A 16,400-nucleotide genomic window follows, 5' to 3' on the forward strand; every position below is an offset into this window, starting at 1 on the left:
GCAATGCTTGGGCCGAGGATTCGGAGCATGCGTTCCAGGAGGGGCGGCGCGGTGGCGGGGACACGGGGCATCACGATCAAGGACGTGGCACGGAGGGCGGGGGTCTCCATCACCGCCGTCTCGCACGCCCTGAACGGCAAGGGGACCCTCAGCGAGGCCACGCGCGCGCACATCCGGACCGTCGCCGACGAGATGGGGTACGAGGCCGACGCCCTGGCGCGCGGACTGCGCCGCTCCACGATGGGGGCCGTGGGCCTGGTGCTGCGCTCCCTCGACGCCCTCGGCGACTACGCCCCGGCGGGCGTGGACGTGTTCGAGCGGTTCGTGGGCGCGGCCGCCTCACAGGCCCTGGCGCGCGGCCTCAGCCTCATGCTGGTGCCGGACCTGACACGGGCTCCGGTGCCACCGCTCGCCTTCTCCCTGGACGGCTACATCGTCACCAATCCGCACGTCGACGACCCGGTGATCGCCCGCCTGGAGGAGCGCGGCATCCCGTACGTGACGTACGGACGGCCGCCGGGGCGGCCGGACTTCACGCACTGGGCCTCCGAGGACGACGAGGTCTCCGCCCGCCTGGTCCTGGACCACCTGGAGGCCCGGGGCGCCCGGTCCGTCGCACTCGTGCGGGGCACCGACCCGAACGCCTGGAACCTCGAACACCAGGAGCTCTACCTCGGCTGGTGCGCCGAGCGCGGCGGCACGCCCCGGCTGTACGAGCTCCCCGAGCGCGCGGGCGTCGAGGGCGGCGCCGCCCTGGCCGGCCGGCTCCTCGACGACGGACTCCCGGACGCGGTCTTCTGCCTCACCGGACGGCACGCGGCCGGTGTGCAGCGGGGCCTGAAGGCGCGGGGCGTGCGGGTCCCGGCGCAGACCATGGTGGTCGCGGGATCCGACTCCGAGCACGCCCGCAACAGCCGTCCGGCCGTCTCCGCCCTGGAGTTGAACCCGGTGGACAGCTCGGCGGCCCTCCTCGACATCCTCCAGGACCTGATCGCCGGCCGCCCGACCGACGCGCCCCGCCTCACGCGGGCGCGGTTCCGTCCCCGGGCGTCGACCCGGCGCTAGGCCGTCTCTTCCGGCCCGGGCCGACGGGAGAAGAGCCCGCCGGTGCGGCGGCGCCGCTCGCCGGTGCGGGCCGCCTCGATCAGGGCCTCCCGGTCGGCGAGCTTGACGCGGGGCCGTCCCTGGCGCTCCCCCTCGGCGCGCTCCCGCTCGTCGATCGCCCGCCAGCCGGCGAGGCCGACGGCGTCCGGGTGCCCGGCGCCCGCCGGGCCGCCGCCGGCGGGGGCGGTGAGCAGACCGGCGTCGAGGTCGTCGAGGAGCGTCGAGACGGTCTCCCGGGCGCAGGACCTGTTGGTGCCGATGAACCCGCTGGGGCCGCGCTTGATCCAGCCGGCCACGTACACGCCCGGCGCGACGCGGCCCCGCTCGTGGGGGACGGTGCCGGTCGCCGCGTCGAACGGCAGGCCCGGGACGGGCCGGGCGCGGTAGCCGATCGCGCGCAGGACGAGCGAGGCCTCGATGGTCCCGGCGCCCTCGCCGGCGCGCGGTCCCGTCCCCTCCACGGCCAGTCCGGTCACCCGGTCGCCGCCGAGGATCTCCGTCGGGCGGGTGTGGAAGCGCAGGACGATGCGGCGCCGCCCCGGGACGGGGGTCCGGGCGGCGAGTTCGGCGAGGACGGCGGTCCTGTCGGTGGCCTCCGCGGACAGGTCCTCCGCACGGCCCTCGACGAGGACGTCGACGCCGTCGAGGGCCGCCAGGGCGAGCAGTTCCGGCAGGGTGAAGGCGGCCTCGGCGGGCCCGCGGCGTCCGAGGACGACGACCTCGCGGACACGGCCGGCGCGCAGCGCGGCGAGGGCGCGGTCGGAGATGTCGGTGCGGGCCAGGGCGTCGGGGTCGGCGGTCAGGATGCGGGCGACGTCCAGGGCCACGTTGCCGTTGCCGATGACGACGGCCCTTTCGCCGTCCAGGGGGTAGCGGTCGGTGCCGTGGTCGGGGTGGCCGTTGTACCAGGCCACGAAGTCGGTGGCGGAGGCGCTGCCGGGCAGATCCTCGCCGGCGATGCCGAGCCGCCGGTCGGTCGCCGCGCCCACGGCGTAGACCACGGCGTGGAAGTCGCGGACCAGGTCCTCGTGGCGCAGGTCGCGGCCGATCTCCGTGTTGAGCCGGTACGAGAAGCCGGGCTGGCTCTCGACGTCCCGGAAGAGCCGGGCGACCCGCTTGGTGTCCTGGTGGTCGGGCGCCACTCCGGCACGGGCGAGCCCGTACGGGGTGGGGAGCCGGTCGTGGACCGTGACGGTCACGCCCGGGTGCCGGAGCAGCTCGTCGGCGGCGAACAGCCCGGCCGGTCCGGCACCGACGACGGCGACCCTCAACTCAACGGCGGGGATGCGGCGTTGGGGAGGGAGGACGGCCATCGGTGTCCGGTCCTCGTGCGGATGGGCCTCGTAGTAGGCGCGGTTGAGCGCGAGGAACGGCAGCTCGGCCTCGGTGAGCCCGGTGTGCGGCTTGAGCGCGTCCACCGGACAGGCCGAGGTGCAGGCGCCGCAGTCGACGCAGGTGCGGGGGTCGACGTACAGCATCTCGGTCTGTCCGAAGCCGGGTTCGCCGGGGGCGGGGTGGATGCAGTTGACCGGGCAGGCCAGTACGCAGGAGGCGTCGGCGCAGCACGACCGGGTGACGACGTAGGGCATGGTTCTCCGTTCACGGGTGCGCCGTTGCCTCGCTCGGGCGTCAGGCTGCGTACGGGGCGGGTTCGCCGCGGTGGCGGGAGGGGCGGCCGTCGATGCGGAGCGCCTTCCAGACGCGCCGTGAGGCCCTGTTCATGAGGCCGATGTCCTCGGCGAGCATCCGTACGTCGGAGAAGAGGTCGCGGAGCATCCTCTCGCCGTCGGGCGACTTCCAGAAGATGTCCTTGATCACCCAGTGGGGCACGCCGATCGCCTCGGCGGTCCTCCGGTCGGGGACCACGATGACGTCGCCGAGGACCCGCATGATCACCGGGAAGGCCACCGACAGGGCGCCCCGGCGCGCCCGGCCGAGGCCGGGGACCTTGACGCGCAGGAACTCGTGGGCGAAGGAGATGTGCCGGGCCTCCTCGGCGACGTGGATCTGCATGAGGCGGCGCATCAGCGGGTGCATGTCCTCGCCGCCGCGCAGGATCGCCTTCTGGAGGTGGTCGATGGGCTCCTCCCCCGCGAGGACCCCGGTGAAGAACGATTCGGGGACCAGGGATCCGGCCAGCGGCAGGAAGCGGCTGAGGACGCGGAAGGAGCGCCGCCCGCCGGGCACGTCGGCGCCCGCGCGGTTCACGAACTCCTGGAACATCTGGGTGTGGTGGCACTCCTCCGTGACCTCGTGGGTGAGGTAGCGGAACTCCGGGTCCTGGTTGCGCAGGGAGAAGAGGTAGTCCATCACCCCGCGGATGAGGACGTTCTCGAACTGCATGCCCACCTTGACGATGTTGGCGTACCGCCACAGTCCGATGCGGGTCCGGACCTCCAGCGGCTGCGCGCGGTACCAGGGGTGGCCGCCCAGGGGGTCGGCCGCGGGGAGCACCCAGCGGGGGTCCGCCGGGTCGACGGCGAAGTCGGGGTGGTCCCAGTCGATGTCGGTGAACGCGTCGAAGTGGATGTGCACCGAGGCTTCGGACAGGGTCCGGAGCCTCTCGTGATAGCTCTGCACGCTGGTCATCATCGTCCTCGGTCTCTCGCGGTCGACTGTCCGGAGGTGCGGGGGGCGGGGTCAGGCCGTCGGGGTCCTGTCGTGCCGGCCGGCGGGCCGCCCCCGGGGGACCGCGCGGTCGAAGCGGAGCGCGGGGTCCTCGATCGGGGACCGCCGCAGCGCGCGACGGTCGCGGTAGTAGTTGTTCCAGATGCGCCACGGGTCCCGGGTCCCCTGGCGGGGCATGATCGCGTCGCCCCGCGCGATGTAGCCGGAGGTGAGCGACTCGCCCATGACGGAGACGGAGGACCGGTCGCCCTCGGCGGCGACCGGGGTGACGGCGGTGAGGCCGTGCCGGTCCATGTGGGCGAGGAGCCGGCTGACGTAGGAGGCGGCGAGGTCGGCCTTGAGCGTCCAGGAGGCGTTCGTGTAGCCGATGATCATCGCCAGGTTGGGGACGCCGTCGAGCATGACGCCCTTGTAGAGCAGGTGGTCGCGGGTGACGAGGGGCTTGCCGTCGACCGCGATCTCCATGCCGCCGGCGAGCTGCATGCGCAGACCGGTGGCCGTGACGACGATGTCGGCGGGGATCTCCTCGCCGGACCCGACCCTGACGCCGGTCTCGGTGAACGTGTCGATGTGGTCGGTGACCACGGACGCCCTGCCGCTCCTGAGCGTCGTGAACAGGTCGCCGCCGGGCACGACGCACAGCCGCTGGTCCCAGGGCTTGTAGGACGGGGTGAAGTGGCGCATGTCGACGCTCTTGCCGAGCCGGGCCCGGACCGCGCCGAGGAGGACCCTTCGCATGAGGCGGGGCGCCTTGCGGCACAGGGCGTAGAGGCCGCGCTGCATCGCGATGTTGCGGGTGCGGCCCACCCGGTGGACGAGGGCGGCCGGGACGCGCAGCCGGCGCAGGAGCACCGAGAGGGGGTCGTCGGCGGGGAGGGCCAGGACGTACGTGGGTGAGCGCTGGACCATGGTGACGTGCGCTGCTTCGGGGGCCATCGCGGGGACCAGGGTGACGGCGGTGGCGCCGCTGCCGATGACGACCACGCGCTTGCCCGTGTGGTCGAGGTCCGCCGGCCAGTGCTGCGGGTGCACGAGGGTGCCCCGGAAGCGCTCCTCGCCGGGGAACTCCGGGCGGTGGCCGGCGTCGTAGTCGTAGTAGCCGGTGGCTCCGACGAGGAAGCGGGCGGTGAGGACGAGCGTCTCGCCGGTGGCCTCGTCGACGGTCTCGACGGTCCAGCGGGCCTCGTCGCTCGACCAGTCCGCCCGCACGGCCCGGCGGCCGAAGCGGATGTGGTCGGTGACGCCGTGCTCCTCGGCGGTGGCGCGGATGTAGCGGCGGATGTCGGCCCCGCCGGCGAGGACCTTGGTGCCGTGCCAGGCGCGGAAGCCGTATCCGAAGGTGTACATGTCGGAGTCGGAGCGGATGCCGGGGTAGCGGAACAGGTCCCAGGTGCCGCCGATGCCGGAGCGTCGCTCGACGAGGGCGTACGTGACCCCGGGGTTGCCCGCGCTCAGGTGGCAGGCGGCGCTGATCCCGGACAGTCCCGCGCCGATGATCAGCACGTCGACGTGCTGGTTCTCCATGTCGGTCCCCTCTGCGGCCGGTGGTGGCGGTGCATTCTCCCCCGGAGATCCCCCCCGAGCCGGAATTTACCTGTGTCACCGCGTCCAGGGTACTGGCGGTAACGTGACGTGCGCCACCCCTTGTCCGTCGCTCCCCGCCGGCCTCCGGGTACGATCCACGCCGTGGCCGAGGACAGAGACGCACACGACGACGGGCGCCCCGACGGCCGCGACACCCGCTGGACCGGCCACCGCGCCGAGCGCAGGGACCAGGTGCTCACCGCGGCCCTCGCCGTCATCGGCCGCGAGGGAACGGCGGTCAGCGTGGCGGCGATCGGCGCCGAGGCCGGGATGCCCCGGTCCGTCGTCTACCGGATCTTCCGCAGCCGTGAGGACCTCGACGAGCAGATCCGCGCGCGCATCGCCGACGACCTGCTGGCCGCGCTCTCCCCGGCCCTGGACCCCAGGGGCACGATCCGGGAGTCGATCGAGCGCGCCACCGCCACCTACGTGGGCTGGGTGGCGCTCCACCCCCACCTCCACCGCTTCGTCGGCACCGGCTCCCCCGCCGCAGCCGGCACCCGCACCGCCATCGCCCTCCGGCTGGCCCTGCTCCTGGACGCCTACGCCGAGCGCTTCCTCGACGGCGGGCGGGCACCCGCCGGCTTCCACCTCAACCTGGCGTTCGGCATGGTGGGCCTCGTGGACGGCGTGGTGAACCAGTGGGCGGCCCAGCCCGAGTCACGGAGCTCCCTCGACGACCTGACCGAGTTCCTGAGCGACGCCGTCTGGGGCGTGCTCTCGACCGCGACCTCGCGCCTGGGCGTCAAGCTCGACCCGGACCAGCCGGTCGACCTGACCTGACCTGAAGTGAACTGACGCGTCCTGACCTGCGTCGACGTTCCGGTGTCCACCGACCGGTGGACACCGGGTTCCACCGGCCGATCCTGTCGGCGGGAGGCCTCCGCGGACGAGTCTGGACGCATGACGAACCCGACCGTACGCATGGCCCGCCACAGCGCCCGCCACCCCTGGCACGCGCTGATCGGCTGGCTCCTCTTCGTGGCCCTCTGCCTGGGCGCGGGCATCGCACTCGGCACCAACCCCGCGACCACCGAGGACTTCCGCATCGGTGAGGCGGGCCGGGCCGAGGCCCTCGCCGCCGAGGGCGGACTCCAGCAGAAGCCCCTCGAACGCGTCCTCATCACGGCCGCGCCCGGCACCGGCCCGCTCGACCGGGCCGAGGCCGAGGCCGCCGCACGCGAGATCGGCGCCCGGATGCGGCAGTTGCCCGAGGTGCTGTCCGTGGCCGCGCCGGTCGCCGACGCGCACCGCACCGCCCTGCGCGTCGACGTCACCCTGAAGGGAGCCGAGTTCGACGGCAAGAAGCACGTCGACGCGCTGCTCGCGCAGACCGCCGAGGTCGGGGCCGCGCACCCCCGGCTGCTCGTCGAGGAGGTCGGCAGCCCCTCCATCGGCAAGGGCGTCGACAAGCTCCGCGGCGACGACCTCTCCCGTACGGAGGTCATCGCACTGCCCGTCACCCTGATCACCCTGCTGATCGTCTTCGGCTCCGTCATGATGGCCGTGGTGCCGCTGCTGCTCGCGCTCTCCTCGATCGTGGCCGCCGTCGGCCTCTCGATGATCGCCTCGCACGTCTTCCCCGACGCCGGTGTCGGCACCAACGTCATCCTGCTCATCGGCCTCGCCGTCGGCGTCGACTACACCCTCTTCTACCTGAAGCGGGAGCGCGAGGAGCGGGCCCGGGCCGCCGGCGGACGCCTCGGCACCCAGGCCGTCGTGGAGCTCGCCGCCGCGACCTCGGGCCGCGCCGTGGTCGTCTCCGGACTCGCCGTGGCCGTCTCCAGCGCCACGCTGTACCTCGCGGACGACGTCATCTTCTCCTCCATCGCCACCGGGGCGGTCGTCGTCACCCTGGTGGCCGTCCTCAGCTCGCTGACCGTCCTGCCCGCCGTCCTCGCCCTCCTGGGCGCCCGCGCCGAACGCCGCAGGGCCCGCAGGAAGCCCGCACGGGACCGCGCCTCCCGGACGAGCCGCACCGGCGGCCGGATCACCGCCGCCGTCCTCCGGCCCGTCGCCGCGCACCCGGCCGTCACGCTCGCCGTGTCCACCCTCGCGCTCCTGGCGCTCGCCCTGCCCGTCCTGAACATCAACATCACGGAGATGAGCCGCGAGACGCACTCCCGCGCCATCCCCGCCATGCGGACGTACGACCGCCTGACGGCCGCCTACCCCGAGCTGAAGGCCATGCACCAGGTGGTCGTACGCGCGGACGCGGAGCGGTCCGACGACGTGGCCGGCGCCCTGCGCGCGCTGGCGGACCGGGCACGGGCCGAGGACCCGGCGATCGGCGGCGCTCCCGTCCTGCGGACCTCGGCGGACCACCGGACGACGCTCCTGGAACTGGCCGTCCCGCGCTCCGTGAACAGTCGCGAGGCCCGCGCCTCGTTGGACCTGCTCCGCGCCCGCCTCGTCCCCGGGACCGTCGGCGCGCTCGCCGGGACCGAGGTCGCCGTCACCGGCGAGGTCGCGCGCTACGCCGACTATCCCGCGCACCAGAAGCGGAAGCTGCCGATCATCGTCGGAGCCCTGCTCCTCGTCACCTTCGGCATGACGGTGTGGGCGTTCCGGTCCGTGGTCCTCGGACTCGTCGGCGTCGTCCTCAACCTGCTCTCCGCGTTCGCCTCGCTCGGTCTTCTCGTCCTGGTCTTCCAGCACGAATGGGCGGAAGGGATCCTCGACTTCACCTCCACGGGCTCGATCGGATCCCGCGTCCCGCTCTTCCTCTTCGTGATCCTCTTCGGGCTCTCCATGGACTACCAGGTGTTCGTGATCAGCCGGATCCGCGAGGCCCGCCTCTCCGGCGTCCCGACCCGGCAGGCGGTCCTCCAGGGCCTGTCCTCGTCCGCCGGGGTCGTCACCAGCGCGGCCGTGGTGATGGTGACGGTGTTCGCGAGCTTCGCCGCGCTGCACCTGATCGAGATGAAGCAGATCGGGTTCAGCCTGGCGGCCGCGGTCCTCCTCGACGCCTTCGTCATCCGGGTCCTCGTGCTGCCCTCCCTGATGCTGCTGCTCGGCGAGGCCAACTGGTGGCCCGCACGCGGCCCCCGCCCGGCCGGCCGGACCGAGCCGACGGAGCGTCAGCCGCTCTCCGTAGGCTGACCGCATGACCGACACGACCCACCGACGCTGGTACACCGCCGCCTGGCTGCTGTTGGGTCTCGCCCCACCCCTGATCGCGGTCGGCGACGACGCGGGACCCCCACGATGGGCCGTCCTCGCCCTGCTCGGGGCGGCCCTCGCCTACACGGCCGTCCACCGCACCCGCGACCACGGACCGGCCTACCTCGCGGCCCTGGCCGCCGGCCTCGGGGTGATGGCCGCGCTGCCCGGTGGCGGCGCGGCCCTGCTCGTCGCGGCCCTCCCGCAGTTCTGGTTCCACTCCCGCGGCCGGAGGTTCGCCGTCCTGGCCAGCGGCTGCGCCGCCGCGGCCACCGCGGCCGGAAGCCTGCTGTACGACTCGCCGGGGAACGCGGCCGTCGCCCTGACCGGATACGGCGTCTCGGTCCTGGTCGGGCTCCTGGTCCACCGCCTGGCCGCGGAGGGCGAGGCCCGGGCCGTCGCCCTGACCGCCGAACTCTCCGCGACCCAGGAGCAGTTGGCCGAAGCCCATCGTCGCGAGGGCGCGGCCGACGAACGGGAGCGGATGGCCCGCGAGATCCACGACACCCTCGCCCAGGGCTTCGCCTCCATCATCGTCCTCGCCGAGGCCGCCCGGGCCGGACTCGACGGGGACGCGGAGCACACGGCCCGGCAGCTCGCCTCGATCGAGCGGACGGCCCGCGAGAACTTCGCCGAGGCCCGGGTCCTGGTCGGCGCCGCCCCGCACAGCGGACTGCGGCCCGGCTCGGTGGTGCCGACCCTGCGCCGCACCCTGGAACGGTTCTCCCAGGACACGGGCATCACGGTCGGCGCGGAGCTCGCCGAGGACGTCCACTGCGACCAGCAGACCCGCATCGCCCTGCTGCGCTGCACCCAGGAGTCGCTGGCCAACGTGCGCAAGCACGCCGACGCGAGCACGGTCGGCGTGGTCCTCTCCCAGGGTCCGTACGCCATAGAGCTGGAGATCACCGACGACGGACGGGGCTTCGTCGTCGAGGACTCCCACGGCTTCGGCCTGGACGGCATGCGCAGACGGCTCCACGAGCTAGACGGGGAACTGACGGTGACCAGCTCGATCGGGGACGGCACCCGCGTCCTCGCCAACTTCCACACGAACGGACGGCCCTGACATGCCCGAAGCCCACGAGCCCCTCCGCGTCGTGGTCGTCGACGACCACGCCGTGATGCGCGCCGGAGTGGTGTCCCTCCTGGCGCCGGTCCCGGACGTCACCGTCGTCGGCGAGGCGGGCGACGGCCGCGAGGCCGTCGGTCTCGTCGAGCGCCTCGCACCCGACGTCGCCCTCGTCGACCTGCGGATGCCGGTCATGGACGGCGTCGAGGCCACCGCCGCGATCGTCGCGGGCCCCGCCCCGACGCGGGTGCTCATCCTCACCACGTACGACACCGACGTGGAGATCGAGCGGGCGGTCGAGGCCGGCGCCGTCGGCTACCTCCTCAAGGACACCACCGCCGAGCAGCTCGCCGAGGCCGTCCGGTCCGCCGCCCGCGGCCAGACCGTCCTCGCGCCCCGCGTCGCGGAACGCCTGGTCGCCCTGATGCGCAGGCCCGCCCCGGTCGTCCTGACCGCGCGCGAACAGGACGTCCTCGGCGCGGTCGCCGACGGCCTCTCCAACGCCGAGATCGGCCGTCGTCTCGTCATCGCGGAAGCCACGGTCAAGACCCATCTCCTGCGCGTCTTCGCGAAGCTGGACGTCAGCGACCGCACCCACGCCGTGGTGGTGGCCCTGGAGAAGGGGCTCCTCACCCGCCGGGGGTGACGGCGGCCGGGACGACCCTGACGACGGGGGCGGGCGGGGACACCGCGTACCCTCGCCTCCGAAGGTGGCGGGTCGGACGGTGGGCAGGGAACGGAAGATGGCTGAGGCGCCCGGGCAGGGTACGGAGTCCGGTGACGGCGACAGGGCGCGCGCCGCGACCGTGCGCGTGTTCGTCGCGCTCGCCCCGCCCGACGAGGCGAAGGACGAGCTGGCACACGCGCTGGCGCCCGCCTACGAGGCCTATCCGCGCATGCGGTGGAACAGGATCGAGGACTGGCACATCACGCTGGCGTTCCTCGGGGAGCTCCCCGTGGCGACCGTGCCCCTCCTGCGTCCTCCGCTGGCGGACGTCGCGGCGGCGCGGCGGCCCGTGGAGCTGGCGCTGCGCGGGGGCGGGCACTTCGACGACCGGGTGCTGTGGAGCGGGATCGACGGCGACCTCGACGGGCTGCACGCGCTCGCCGGCGAGGTGCGGGCGGTCGTCAAGGAGTGCGGGATCCCCTTCGAGGACCGGCCGCTGCGGCCCCATCTGACGCTCGCCCGGGCCCGCCGCGACGATCCGGCCTCCGTGCCGGCGGCGGCCGCCGGGCTCGCCGGTTTCACCGGCCGCCGGTGGCCCGCTGAGCGCCTCCACCTCGTCGGCAGCGACTACGGCCGCGGTCCCGGCCCGATCCGCTACCGGGACATCGAGGCCTGGTCCTTCGCCCGGCGGTAGCCGTGGGTGCGGCACTCGACGGTGAAGCCGAGCGCGCCGTACAGCTTCGCGGCCGGGAGGTTCTCGGCGTCGTGGTTGACGGTGACCCGACGGAGGCCGAGCCCGGCCATCCGTCGCATGGACTCGGCCATGACCGCGCGGGCCAGGCCCAGGCGGCGGAACGCCTCATGCGTGCCGACGGGCTCGAAGTGCCCGATTCCGTTGCGCTCGTCGGTCCAGTGGACGGTGTACGCGCCGATGCGGCCGTCCGGCGCCTCGGCCACGATCTCGCGGGCCGGGTCGTACCCGGGCCGGGTCATCATGCCGTCCCGGTACGTCTCTCCCGTCCAGTCGGAGCCGAACGAGGCCCTGCGCGCCTCGGCGAGGGCGTCGGCGTCGTCGAGGGTGGCCGCGCGCACGGTGAACCCGGCGGGCACCACGACGGGCGGGAGATCGGTGAGACCGCGGGTGTTCACGTCGTCCCAGTCCCGGAAGTGGACGAAGCCGAGTTCGCGGAGGAGGCGGCCCCGGGTCGTGTCGGTCTCGAAGAGGTCGGTGAGGACGTGCGTCCCGTCCGCCGCCATGTGCCGCGCGGTGGTGTCGGCGGCGAACGTGAGCATCGCGCGCTCGGTGTCCGTGCCGCGCAGGTCCGGCGCGCAGAACGCGTCGAACGCCGTGCCGAAGCGGAGGCAGATCGTGATGCCACCCGTCCGGCCGCGCTCGTCCTCCCAGACGTGCACCAGGTCCCCGACGGGCGGGCCGCCGCGGAGGTTGTCGTAGACGCGGTGCGGGAGCTCGCCGACGTGGTCGTAGGCGTCGCGGCCCGCGGTGGCGATCCACTCCGCCACGGTCGTCTGGAGGCGGGGCATGTCGGAGGGGACGAACGGCCGGGGTGTGAACATGATCGTCTTATATCGGGGCCGTTCGGAGCGGTTCAAGCGAGTTTCCTCCGGGCGGAGAGGGGGCCGGGCGACGCGGCCGTGGTGCCCTCCCGGGAGCGGCCGGGCGAGGTCAGCCGTACCGGCTCCTCGGAGGCCGGGCGAGGTCAGCCGTACAGCCCCCGGCAGAGGTCGGCCGCTCCCATGGGCGCGCGCAGGGACTCGGCCTGACGGCACAGACGGCGCATCTCGGGCGCCGGAGTGCCCGCCGGCCGGTGCGGACGGGCCGCCGCGGCCCCGCTGCTCCGCGGCGGGCGGGGGACGGCCCGCGTCGTCGCCGGCTTGTGCGGCGTGCGGTGCGGGCGGTTCGCGGCCGGCCGGTGGAGCGGTGGACGTGGGGCGGGGGCCGGTGCCGCGACGGCCGCGCGGGGCCTGCGCCCCTCGGGGGTGCGGGGCGGCCGGGGCTCCGGACGCGGCTCGGTGGCGGTGAGGGCCTCACGCGGCGCGGGCTCCACCGGCGCGGGCCGAGCCGACAGCGGGGCCGGGGGCCGGTCCGCCGCCGGGGCGAGGCCACCGGGGCGGGACGGTGGAGCCGGGGCGGGGTCGTGCGGGACGGCCACGCAGGCGGAGGTGAGGAGCGTGAGGAGCAGGAGGAACGTCGTGCGGCGGGCATGCATGGGTGTCACGGTGCCCGAGGAGCTCCGCGCGGGTGCGACGGCGCGGCCCGAGTCCACCGTGACGAGTGAACCCCGCCCGCGCGTGGACGGAGCGGCCGACCGCCGTCCTGGGAGGAGCGGCGCGGCGGCGCGGCCGGACAAATGCCTGGCGGGGCCGGGCCCGCGCGCCTCAGGATGGGCGCATGAACGATCGACCCGAACGCTGGAGCGGCGCCACCGTCTACCCCGACATGTGGGCGGACCCCGGCGACGACCCCCGTGACACCGGGGGTGAGGCTCCCGAGGGGGAGCGCGCGACCCTGGAGGAGTTCCTCGCCGGCTACCGGCTGACCCTGCGGATGAAGTGCGAGGGCCTCACCCCGGAGCAGCTGGCCCGTCGTTCGGTCCCGCCGTCGACGATGTCGCTGCTCGGACTGATCCGGCACCTCGCCGAGGTGGAGCGGGACTGGATCACCTGGATCACGGGCGAGCCGCTGCCGAAGGTGTACGGGAGGCGTGACGCCGACTTCGACGAGGCCGTCGCCGACCAGGCGGTGGTCGACGCCGCGTACGCCGATCTGGAGCGCGAGCAGGCCGCGGCCGACGCCGCCCTCGCCGCCCGCCCCGACCTGGGCGAGCGGATCCCGAAGGACGGGACAGCGGTGCGGGAGCTGATGGTGCACCGGATCGAGGAGTACGCCCGCCACTGCGGTCACGCCGACCTGCTGCGCGAGTGCGTCGACGGGAGGGTCGGCCAGTAGCCGCCCCGGCTCCGGGAGGTCCGGCCTCCTAGTACGGCCGCACCAGGACGTGGGCGGCTCCGGGGATGCCGGTCTCCAGGAGCACGTCCTCCTCGGGGGTCGTCGGTGTGCCCGTCTCCTGCTTGAGGACCGCCCTGGAAAGGGCCTGCACCCACAGGGCGCGGGGCCGGCGGCGTGCCTCCCAGGCGTCGAGGGCCTCGGGGACGGAGGGCGCGGCGTCCAGGGACTCGGCGAGGACGAGGGCGTCCTCGACGGCCATCGCCGCGCCCTGCGCGAGGTGCGGGGTGGAGGCGTGGGCGGCGTCTCCGGCCAGCACCACCCGGCCGACGTGCCACGGCTCCTCGACGGTCACCTGGGAGATCCGGGAGTACACGACGGCCGAGGGGCCGGTGACGGCGGCGAGCGCCTCGGCGACGGGTCCCGAGAAGGCCGCGAGGCGCTCGGCGAGCTCCTCGTGGGCACGCTCCGGGTCCGGGCGGAAGTCCTCGTCCTCGGCGAACACGGCTCCCAGGTACATCAGTTCGTCGGTGATCGGGGTGAGCAGGGCCTTGGCCTCGGGCCCGGCCGTGGCCATGACCACACCCCGCACCTCCGGCGGACGGGGCACGGTGACGCGCCAGTTGGCGAATCCGGTGTACGCGGGCGCGTACCGGTCGCCGTAGAGGCGGGTGCGGAGCGGGGAGCCGATGCCGTCGAAGCCGACGACGAGGTCCCAGCGGTCGGTGGACCCGTCCGAGAGGGTGACGGTGACTCCCGTGCCGTCGTCGTCGAGTGCGGTGAGGGTCACGCCGAGGCGGACCTTCGCGCCCGCGGCGACGGCGGCGTCGCCGAGCACGCGCGCGAGGGCGGGCCGCGGAATGCCGTTGCTCGCAGGCACGTCGCCCATGCGGGGCTGGGGTATCCGCGCGAGCGGGTTCCCCGCGGGGTCGGCGATGGTCAGCACGTCCCAGGCGAAGCCCTCGGCGAGGCAGGCGTCGAGGACGCCCAACGCGCGCATGACGTGCAGGGCGTTGGAGGGCTGGATGATGCCGACGCCTAGGGCGTCGAGGTGGTCCCGGAGCTCGGCGACCTCGACGGTGTGGCCGCGCCGGGCGAGTGCGGTGGCGAGCGCGAGGCCCCCGATGCCGCCGCCGTGGATCAGGACGCGCAGGGATGCTGCCATCTCGGATGTCTCCCGTGGGTGATCAGTACAAGGCGCAGGAGTGTAACCCTCGTGTCCAGAGCCCGACTTGTCCCCCCGACCGCCTCCGACCAGGTTAAAAAACAAGCCAAGCTGCAATCGGCCGTTTGCGTCGGAACACGCTCGGCCGACCCGCGCCTACAGCCCGGTGAACACCCGTCACCACAGGTCACAAGGCACTTCGCCGCATCGGGGGCACCTCCGAGTGGTCCAACCAATGGAGATCAACCTCCAAAGCTTCAGCACAAGTTGCGCACATCCCTCTTCCGGAGGGTCCCGGATGCTCTAGATTGACCTTGCTTCACAAGCCCGGACACCAGGCGACAAAGCGTGAGGAAACGCCTGGATGGGGTGTTCGGCGCGCTGCGGTACGTGGTGTGTCATTCGCCGGGCGGGCGGGTGCCTCCTGGGGAGAGGAACGGCGCGGCGCGGGGGGCGGGGGCCTCCCGAGGGGAGGAACAGCGCGGGAGGCGGGGGCCTCCCGGGGGGAGAGGAACCGTGTGGAGCCAACACGTCGAGCCCACTGGCACCCTGGGGGGGTCCGTGCAGCAGGGGGAACTGGTCAGCCCGTTCGCATCGGCGCACGACCAGCTGGAGAGCGGGGCGATATCCCGGCCCGCGACCGACTGGGAACAGCGGTACCGCGCCGCCGTCATCACCAGTGACACCATGGCCACCGCCTTCGTCGTGATGGCGATCGGCGGCTTCTTCGGAGCCAGGGACGCCGCCAACTGGCATGAGAAGTGGGGCATTCTGGCATTCGGCACCGAGCTTCTGGTGCTGGCGGCGCTCGCCGTGGGCCGCGCCTGGGCCCCCGCCGTGCTCGGCCAGGGCGCCGAGGAGTTCCGCCGGCTGGGACGCTCCCTGTTCGCGGCGACCGTCGTCCTCGCGCTCGGCGGGATCGCCCTCACCTCGAACAACATCAAGCTCTGGATCTTCGTCGCGGTCCCCACGATCGCGCTCGTCACGATCCCCGCGCGGTACCTGCTGCGCCTGTGGCTGCACAAGCAGCGGAAGGAAGGGCGCTGTCTGCGCCCGGTCCTCGCCGCCGGAAGCCCGGCCACCGTGCGCGACTTCATCACCCGGACCCGCAAGTTCCCGCACCTCGGCTGGCGCGTGGACGCGGTGTGCACCACGGAGGGCCACGGGCCCGAATCGGGCGAGCTGGACGGCGTGCCGGTCGTCGGACCGCTGGCGGACGTCGCCAACCACGTCCGCCGCGACGGCTACCGCGTCGTCGCCATCACGCCGGACCCGCACTGGTCGCCGGCCCGGCTGCAGCGCCTGGCGTGGAACCTGGAGGGCAGCGACGCCGAGATGGTCGTGGCGCCCGTGCTGATGGAGGTGGCCGGCCCCCGGCTGCACGTCGACGCGGTGCTGGGGATCCCGCTGCTCCGGGTCAGCATGCCGACGTTCACCGGCGGCCGCCGCGCGGTCAAGGGAGTCGTCGACCGGGTGGGCGCCGCGTTCCTGCTGCTGCTGTTCGCTCCCCTGATGCTGGTCGTCGGGCTGCTCGTCCTCGCGGATAGCCGGGGCGGGGCGCTCTACAGCCAGCGCAGGGTCGGCAAGGACGGACGCGAGTTCACCATCCTCAAGTTCCGCACCATGGTCACCGGGGCGCACAGCGCGCGGGCCGAGCTGGCCGATCGCGACGAGGGCGCGGGCCTGCTCTTCAAGGTCCGCCGGGATCCCCGGGTGACCCGGGTGGGCGCGGTGCTGCGCCGGTACTCGCTCGACGAACTCCCGCAGCTGTTCAACGTGCTCACCGGCTCGATGTCGCTCGTGGGCCCGCGGCCTCCGCTGCCGGAGGAGTCCGCGGCGTACGCCCCGGACGTCCGCCGCCGTCTGCTGGTCAAGCCGGGACTCACCGGTCTGTGGCAGATCAGCGGACGCAGCGACCTGTCCTGGGAGGAGGCGGTCCGCCTCGACCTGCGGTACGTGGAGGACTGGTCCCTCGCCCTGGACACCGTGATCCTGTGGAAGACGCTGCGCGCGGTGCTGTACGGGCAGGGGGCCTACTGATGCAGGAAGTTCA

At 73.8% G+C, this 16,400-nt stretch carries 14 protein-coding genes; 8 read left to right on the forward strand and 6 right to left on the reverse strand.

All coding sequences use genetic code 11. From position 1 onward, the window contains the following. Positions 1–27: 27 nt before the first annotated feature. Entirely contained in the window at positions 28–1,065 is a 1,038-nt protein-coding gene (locus ACFV2S_RS01400; RefSeq protein WP_385553107.1) for a LacI family DNA-binding transcriptional regulator, read from the forward strand. On the opposite strand, the gene ACFV2S_RS01405 is transcribed toward ACFV2S_RS01400, so the two are convergent. Genes ACFV2S_RS01405 through ACFV2S_RS01415 form a run of 3 tightly spaced genes read right to left on the reverse strand, consistent with a single transcriptional unit; the run spans position 1,062 to position 5,256 of the window. Then, positions 1,062–2,693, reverse strand: coding sequence for an FAD-dependent oxidoreductase (locus tag ACFV2S_RS01405; protein WP_385553110.1), 1,632 nt, complete (start codon positions 2,691–2,693; stop codon positions 1,062–1,064). The genes ACFV2S_RS01400 and ACFV2S_RS01405 overlap by 4 nt on opposite strands. A gap of 40 nt (positions 2,694–2,733) precedes the next feature. Next, positions 2,734–3,684 (reverse strand): diiron oxygenase, encoded by a 951-nt coding sequence (locus tag ACFV2S_RS01410; RefSeq protein WP_385553113.1) that lies wholly within the window; start codon positions 3,682–3,684, stop codon positions 2,734–2,736. Positions 3,685–3,744: 60 nt separating this feature from the next. Further along, positions 3,745–5,256, reverse strand: coding sequence for a flavin-containing monooxygenase (locus tag ACFV2S_RS01415; protein ID WP_385553118.1), 1,512 nt, complete (start codon positions 5,254–5,256; stop codon positions 3,745–3,747). 162 nt (positions 5,257–5,418) lie between these two features. On the opposite strand from ACFV2S_RS01415, the gene ACFV2S_RS01420 reads away from it, so the two are divergent. From ACFV2S_RS01420 to thpR, 5 genes are all read left to right on the forward strand, one after another. Then, positions 5,419–6,099 (forward strand): TetR/AcrR family transcriptional regulator, encoded by a 681-nt coding sequence (locus tag ACFV2S_RS01420; protein WP_383786665.1) that lies wholly within the window; start codon positions 5,419–5,421, stop codon positions 6,097–6,099. Positions 6,100–6,219: 120 nt separating this feature from the next. Continuing rightward, on the forward strand, positions 6,220–8,418 hold the full coding sequence (locus ACFV2S_RS01425) for an MMPL family transporter (RefSeq protein ID WP_385553122.1): 2,199 nt from the start codon (positions 6,220–6,222) through the stop codon (positions 8,416–8,418). 4 nt (positions 8,419–8,422) lie between these two features. Then, complete coding sequence (locus ACFV2S_RS01430) at positions 8,423–9,547, forward strand: sensor histidine kinase (RefSeq protein WP_385553125.1); 1,125 nt, start codon at positions 8,423–8,425, stop codon at positions 9,545–9,547. Between the two features lies 1 nt (position 9,548). Continuing rightward, entirely contained in the window at positions 9,549–10,196 is a 648-nt protein-coding gene (locus ACFV2S_RS01435) for a response regulator (RefSeq protein ID WP_385553128.1), read from the forward strand. 97 nt (positions 10,197–10,293) lie between these two features. After that, positions 10,294–10,911 carry an RNA 2',3'-cyclic phosphodiesterase gene (gene thpR / locus ACFV2S_RS01440; RefSeq protein ID WP_385553131.1) on the forward strand — a complete coding sequence of 206 codons (618 nt, stop codon included), beginning with the start codon at positions 10,294–10,296 and terminating at the stop codon, positions 10,909–10,911. Here thpR and ACFV2S_RS01445 read toward each other — a convergent pair. Next, positions 10,872–11,792 (reverse strand): GNAT family N-acetyltransferase, encoded by a 921-nt coding sequence (locus ACFV2S_RS01445; protein ID WP_385553134.1) that lies wholly within the window; start codon positions 11,790–11,792, stop codon positions 10,872–10,874. The two genes, thpR and ACFV2S_RS01445, sit on opposite strands and share 40 nt — an antisense overlap. Before the next feature lie 143 nt (positions 11,793–11,935). Continuing rightward, complete coding sequence (locus tag ACFV2S_RS01450) at positions 11,936–12,445, reverse strand: hypothetical protein (RefSeq protein ID WP_385553137.1); 510 nt, start codon at positions 12,443–12,445, stop codon at positions 11,936–11,938. 182 nt (positions 12,446–12,627) lie between these two features. Between ACFV2S_RS01450 and ACFV2S_RS01455 the strand changes: the two genes are divergently transcribed. Continuing rightward, positions 12,628–13,185, forward strand: coding sequence for a DinB family protein (locus tag ACFV2S_RS01455; protein ID WP_385553139.1), 558 nt, complete (start codon positions 12,628–12,630; stop codon positions 13,183–13,185). Positions 13,186–13,213: 28 nt separating this feature from the next. On the opposite strand, the gene ACFV2S_RS01460 is transcribed toward ACFV2S_RS01455, so the two are convergent. Next, positions 13,214–14,347, reverse strand: coding sequence for an FAD-dependent monooxygenase (locus tag ACFV2S_RS01460; protein WP_385553141.1), 1,134 nt, complete (start codon positions 14,345–14,347; stop codon positions 13,214–13,216). 561 nt (positions 14,348–14,908) lie between these two features. On the opposite strand from ACFV2S_RS01460, the gene ACFV2S_RS01465 reads away from it, so the two are divergent. Continuing rightward, on the forward strand, positions 14,909–16,387 hold the full coding sequence (locus ACFV2S_RS01465; RefSeq protein ID WP_385553143.1) for a sugar transferase: 1,479 nt from the start codon (positions 14,909–14,911) through the stop codon (positions 16,385–16,387). Positions 16,388–16,400: the final 13 nt, after the last annotated feature.

Origin of the sequence: Streptomyces sp. NPDC059695, assembly GCF_042733785.1 — a bacterium.
Taxonomy (GTDB): domain Bacteria; phylum Actinomycetota; class Actinomycetes; order Streptomycetales; family Streptomycetaceae; genus Streptomyces.